A 5,143-nucleotide genomic window follows, 5' to 3' on the forward strand; every position below is an offset into this window, starting at 1 on the left:
CGCCTCGGCCACCACCGCGACCCGCTCGAACGCCACCAGCGCCGCGGCCACAGGTCCCGACCCGCTCGATCCCGCCATCAGTCCCGCCCCCTCCGGGCCCGACAGTCCGGGCCGCTCGGGGATCCACGCTAGGGGCGCGGCCGCGCCGGATCCGGCCCGCGAGAGGGGTCGGTGGATAGATCGGACGACCATCCACAGGCTCAGTCCAGGTCGGGTTGCTCGGCGTACCGGTTGCCGGCGTACATGCGCACCATCACCGCGACGAGCCCGACGCCGAACACCGCCATCCCGCCGAACAGGAACTCCTCCGGTATACGCTGTCCCGGCGCATCGACGGCGATCACGATCCCCACCTGCATCGCCACCAGGAGCGCGAGTGTGACCACCACGATCAGCCACAGGTCCTCACGAACCAGCCGCTCGAACCTGCGCAGCCTCGGCGCTGTGGCCGTCCACCACTCCTTGTTGGGGCCGTTGATGAACTCGGGCGCCCGGAGAACGAGCAGGGACGTGAGCGGGATCAACACAAACACCGTGAGCGGCAGCAGCGAGGAGAACGCCAGAGCGCCGGCCTTGCTGGACCAGCCGTCCGGCTCACCGCCCGAGCCGAAGTGAATAGGGACGCGCTCCGGCAGGACCACCACCTGCCAGGCCAGCACCGCCAGCCAGACCACAACGGTGGCCACGACCAGAATCAGGATCCAGGGGCTCGTCGGTTCCTTCGGGAGCCCGCGGGCCTCGTCGGCAACCGAATTCGTCGTCGTCATCTACCGGAGGCCTCCCGACCCTGCGGGGGTGCGGCGCACGTCCTACCTCACCACCGTCACACGCGAGGCGGCCTCGCGGGCCCGCTCGCGCGCGGTCTCCACGTCCTCGGCGGTGGCCACGGCCACGCCCATGCGGCGGAACTCGCTGGCCGAGGGCTTACCGAACAGTCGCAGATCCGACTCCGGCACCGCGAGCGCGCGGGCCACACCCTCGAACCCGACCCCCTCGGCCGTCCCGCCTGCGGAGCCGTCCTGGCCGGCGCCGCCGATACCGGACCCGCCGTAGATCACCGCCGACGCGCCCGGGCTGGACATGGTGGTGACCACCGGCAGGCCCAGGACGGCCCGCGCGTGCATGTCGAACTCACTGAGCACCTGACTGCGCAGCGTCACCAGGCCGGTGTCGTGCGGCCGCGGGCTGACCTCGGAGAAGTAGACGTCCACGCCCTGCACGAACAGCTCCACCCCGAACACCCCGACCCCGCCGAGCGCGCCCGTCACCCGCGCTGCCACCGAGCGCGCCGAGTCGTAGGCGTCCTGCGTCATGGCCTGCGGCTGCCACGATTCGACGTAGTCGCCGCGCTCCTGCCGGTGACCGATCGGCTCGCAGAAGTCGGTCCGGATCGCGCCGGTGGCCGGGTCCACGCTGCGGACGGTGAGCAGGGTGATCTCGTACTCGAAGTCCACGAACGACTCCACGATCACGCGCGCCCCCGTCACCCGCGCACCGGACTGGGCGTAGGTCCACGCCGCCTCCACGTCCTCGGGGCCGTGGAGGGAGGACTGTCCCTTTCCCGACGACGACATCGTGGGCTTGACCAGGCACGGGAACCCGATCTGAGCGCACGCCTCCTGCAGCTCCTCCAGCGAGGAGGCGAACGCGTAGCGGCTCGTGGGCAGACCCAGCTCCTCGGCCGCCAGGCGGCGGATGCCCTCGCGGTCCATGGTCAGCTGCACTGCGCGGGCGGTGGGCACGACACGGGCCAGCCCGTCCTGCTCGATCTGCGCCAGCGCGGCGGTGGCGATGGCCTCGATCTCCGGCAGGATCACCTGCGGCTTCTCGAGTTCCACCACCCGGCGCACCTCGCCCGAGTCGGTCATGTCGATCGTGTGGCTGCGGTGGGCGACCTGGTGGGCGGGGGCGCCCGCGTAGCGGTCCACCGCGATCACCTCGACCCCCAGGCGCTGCAGCGCGATCGTCACCTCCTTGCCCAGCTCGCCGGAGCCCAGCAGCATCACTCGGGTCGCGTCCGGGGTGCCCGGCGTGCCGAAGCGGTCGACGACTGGCGGGGCGAGGGGATCGTGCGCTGCGGTCATGGCGCCCACGCTAGTAGACCTCCGTCGCCGGCCTCTATCGCGTGCTCCCCCGCTCCCGCGGACCGGCAGAAGATAACGTGTGTGCAACGCCACACGAAAGGGCACACCTGTGACCACTGCCTCCTCCGGCCCCCTGGCCGGCATCCGCGTCGTCGAACTCAACGGAATCGGCCCCGGCCCCCACGCGTGCATGATGCTCGCCGACCTGGGCGCCGACGTCGTGACCGTCATGCGCCCCGGTGAGCTCGCCAGGTCCGCCGACGGCTGGGCGCACATCACCCGGCGGGGCCGGACCGTGGTGGAGGCCGACCTCAAGAGCGAGGACGGGCTGGCGCAGGTCCGGGGCCTGATCGCCAAGTCCGACGTGCTGGTCGAGGGCTTCCGCCCCGGGGTCACCGAGCGCATGGGCCTCGGCCCCGACGAGTGCCTCGAGTCCAATCCGCGGTTGGTCTACGCCCGGATGACCGGTTGGGGCCAGCACGGCCCGCTCGCGCACACCGCCGGCCACGACCTCAACTACATCTCGCTCACCGGGCACCTCAACGCCACCGCCCGCAAGGGCGAGCGCCCGGTTCCGCCGCTCAACCTGGTCGGCGACTTCGGAGGCGGGTCGATGTTCCTCATCCAGGGCATCCTCGCCGCGATCATCGAGCGCGCCACCTCAGGCAAGGGTCAGGTCATCGACACCGCCATGACCGACGGCGCCTCCGTGCTGGGCCAGTTCCAGTGGGCCATGCGCGCCCGCGACCAGTGGTCGGACGTCGCCGGGACCAACATGCTCGACACCGGGTTCCCGTTCTACGACGTGTACACCTGCTCGGACGGCAAGTTCATGGCCGTGGGCTGCCTCGAGCCGCAGTTCTACGCGGAGTTCGCGCGACTGATGGGCATCGACGGCGAGGACATGCCCGGGCAGTTCGACATGGACCGCTGGGACGAGCTGCGCGAGATCATCGCCGGGAAGTTCGCCGGGAAGCCCCGCGACGAGTGGGCCGAGCTGTTCTACGGCACCGACGCCTGCACGACCCCGGTGCTGACCTACACCGAGGCGCTGTCCCATCCCCACATGACGGCGAGGGAGACCTTCGTCGAGGTCGCCGGGGACATGGGGCCGGCGCCCGCGCCGCGCTTCTCGCGCACCCCGGCGCCTGCCGTCCCGGCCGCGCCGCCGCATGAGGTGACTCCGGTCGAGCAGGTCTGGGCCTGACCATGAGCGGGTCGGGGCCGGGAGCCACTCCTCACTCGCCGGGCAGTGGCTCCCGCACGCCGGGTTCAGGCTCCCGCACGCCGGGTTCGGGCTCCCGGGTGGCCGGGATGACCCTGGCCGTGGACCCCGCCTCGGCGGAGCCGCCGTTCCGCCAACTCAAGGGGCAGATAGTCGAGGGCGTCCGGCGTGGGGTGCTCACCGCAGGGACTCGGCTGCCCGCCGTGCGCACGCTCGCGGAGGAGGTCGGCGTCTCCAGCGCCACCGCCGCCAAGGTCTACCGCGAACTCGAGGAGTCGGGGGTACTGGAGGGCCGCGGCCGCTCGGGGACGTTCGTCTCGGCGGCCGATCTGCCCGGCGCGGTACTGGCCCGGGCCGCGGAGGAGTTCGCCGAACGTGCAGCGGGCTCGGGATTCGACGCCGAGGAGGCCGTGGCAGCTCTCCGCAACGCGTTCCGCCAATTGCCCTAGAGATCGCGACCCCGCCTGTCGCCACCCGCCTGTCGCCACCCGCCGGCCATCCCCGATCCGGCGGCCACCTCGATCCGGCGGCCACCCCGATCCGGCGCGATCCTGGATGCATCGGCCGAGTGGGCCCGTCCCAGAACGTGACCGGGATTCAGTGAATGCGACCGGGTCACACGGAATGCTCCCAGCCCTGCTTCTCGAAGGCCCCGCGAACGAATCTGGTGAGCGTCCGCGGGGTGTGCAGCAGACCTTGTGTCACCCGCCTCACCTCCCATCCCAGTGACGCCAGCCGCAGCATCGCCACGGAATCGCCGTCTCGACGGGCCCGGGTCAGATGCTCGTTGCCGTCGTACTGCAACCCGACCTTCCACCGGCGGTTACCCAGGTCGAGTCGCGACACCAGCGCGCCGGACTCATCTCGCACCTCGACCTGCGACTCGAACACCGGCAGATCAGTCGCCCCCATGATCAACCGCAGTTCGGACTCCTTGGGCGACTCGGCCAACGGATCCACGGCGGGCAGCAACCCCAGCACACGACGGACCCCGGTCTGACCTGCCATGGCGAACGCCGCCGCCGCGATCGCATCCGGATCAGTGCCGCCTGTGCGACACATGGAATCGAGCGCCGCGACCGCCCGGACATCAGACGCCATATGCCGGGCGAGGTCGATTGCGGTCCTGGCGGGGGTCGTCACGGCCATCCCCTGCCACAGCAGATGGTCGGGAGTGGCGGTCCACTTGCGGACGACGATCCCGGGCGGGGCCCTGCGCCAGGTCGGCCTCCAGAGCTGGACCTCGTCGCGAACTAGCTCCTCCCCGAAGTACGCCTCCCCGGCCAGGTGCCCGGCGGCGCCCCCGCAGATCACCGAGCGTGGGCCACCCCATAGCCAGGCCGCGCGGATCTTCTGCGCCGGGTCGAGTTCGGCTGACGCTCGCACGTAGACCCTCGGGTGCAGTCGACGGAAGCGGGTGCGCAGATCCTGTCTTGTGAGGATCCCCGCAGCCAGTGCGCTGTTGACCAGGAACGGCTCGCCACCGTAGACGGCTCTGACGAAGGCCGCCTCACGCCTCGGCGGTCGCGCAGGGTCTGAGCGCGCAGGGTCTGAGTGTGTCGGTGGCATGACCGCATGGTGCTACGCGGGGGCTCGGTTATCGGGGCGTAATCGGCCCGCTGTGGACGAAGCGGACGACCATCCACAGCCTGAACGCGGTCACAGCGACCGCGTCGATGGAAGCTCCCGATCAGGAGCGACTACGAGCGAACCGCGAGAACTCATCTCGATTCGAACATCTTCGGCGAGTTCTGGAACGGACTCACCCGGCCGATACCTTCGAGAACGCGCCGAATCGCCGGGCCGGGCGCTCGGGGTCGGGGCCGGGCGCTCG

6 protein-coding genes are annotated in these 5,143 nt (G+C 71.0%); 2 read left to right on the forward strand and 4 right to left on the reverse strand.

Annotation, left to right across the window (positions count from 1 at the left end; genetic code table 11):
* From G6028_RS17445 to purT, 3 genes are all read right to left on the reverse strand, one after another.
* A partial coding sequence (locus G6028_RS17445) for a hypothetical protein (RefSeq protein ID WP_206685740.1) occupies positions 1 to 192 on the reverse strand: 192 nt, incomplete at its 3' end.
* Positions 193 to 200: 8 nt separating this feature from the next.
* Positions 201 to 767, reverse strand: coding sequence for a DUF1648 domain-containing protein (locus tag G6028_RS07790; RefSeq protein ID WP_182658528.1), 567 nt, complete (start codon positions 765 to 767; stop codon positions 201 to 203).
* Positions 768 to 809: 42 nt separating this feature from the next.
* On the reverse strand, positions 810 to 2,084 hold the full coding sequence (gene purT, locus G6028_RS07795) for a formate-dependent phosphoribosylglycinamide formyltransferase (RefSeq protein ID WP_182658529.1): 1,275 nt from the start codon (positions 2,082 to 2,084) through the stop codon (positions 810 to 812).
* Positions 2,085 to 2,193: 109 nt separating this feature from the next.
* On the opposite strand from purT, the gene G6028_RS07800 reads away from it, so the two are divergent.
* Positions 2,194 to 3,291, forward strand: coding sequence for a CoA transferase (locus tag G6028_RS07800; RefSeq protein WP_182658530.1), 1,098 nt, complete (start codon positions 2,194 to 2,196; stop codon positions 3,289 to 3,291).
* Positions 3,292 to 3,398: 107 nt separating this feature from the next.
* Positions 3,399 to 3,758, forward strand: coding sequence for a GntR family transcriptional regulator (locus G6028_RS07805; RefSeq protein WP_182658531.1), 360 nt, complete (start codon positions 3,399 to 3,401; stop codon positions 3,756 to 3,758).
* Positions 3,759 to 3,924: 166 nt separating this feature from the next.
* Here G6028_RS07805 and G6028_RS07810 read toward each other — a convergent pair whose 3' ends face one another.
* On the reverse strand, positions 3,925 to 4,878 hold the full coding sequence (locus G6028_RS07810; protein WP_182610590.1) for a hypothetical protein: 954 nt from the start codon (positions 4,876 to 4,878) through the stop codon (positions 3,925 to 3,927).
* Positions 4,879 to 5,143 lie beyond the last annotated feature (265 nt).

Origin of the sequence: Dietzia cercidiphylli (assembly GCF_014145145.1) — a bacterium.
GTDB lineage: Bacteria > Actinomycetota > Actinomycetes > Mycobacteriales > Mycobacteriaceae > Dietzia > Dietzia natronolimnaea.

Excerpts from the sequence above, each read along its gene's own strand:
- G6028_RS07805 (WP_182658531.1), top strand. The coding sequence starts at position 3,399 with ATGACCCTGGCCGTGGACCCCGCCTCGGCGGAGCCGCCGTTCCGCCAA.
- purT (WP_182658529.1), bottom strand. The coding sequence starts at position 2,084 with ATGACCGCAGCGCACGATCCCCTCGCCCCGCCAGTCGTCGACCGCTTC.
- G6028_RS07810 (WP_182610590.1), bottom strand. The coding sequence starts at position 4,878 with ATGCCACCGACACACTCAGACCCTGCGCGCTCAGACCCTGCGCGACCG.
- G6028_RS07790 (WP_182658528.1), bottom strand. The coding sequence starts at position 767 with ATGACGACGACGAATTCGGTTGCCGACGAGGCCCGCGGGCTCCCGAAG.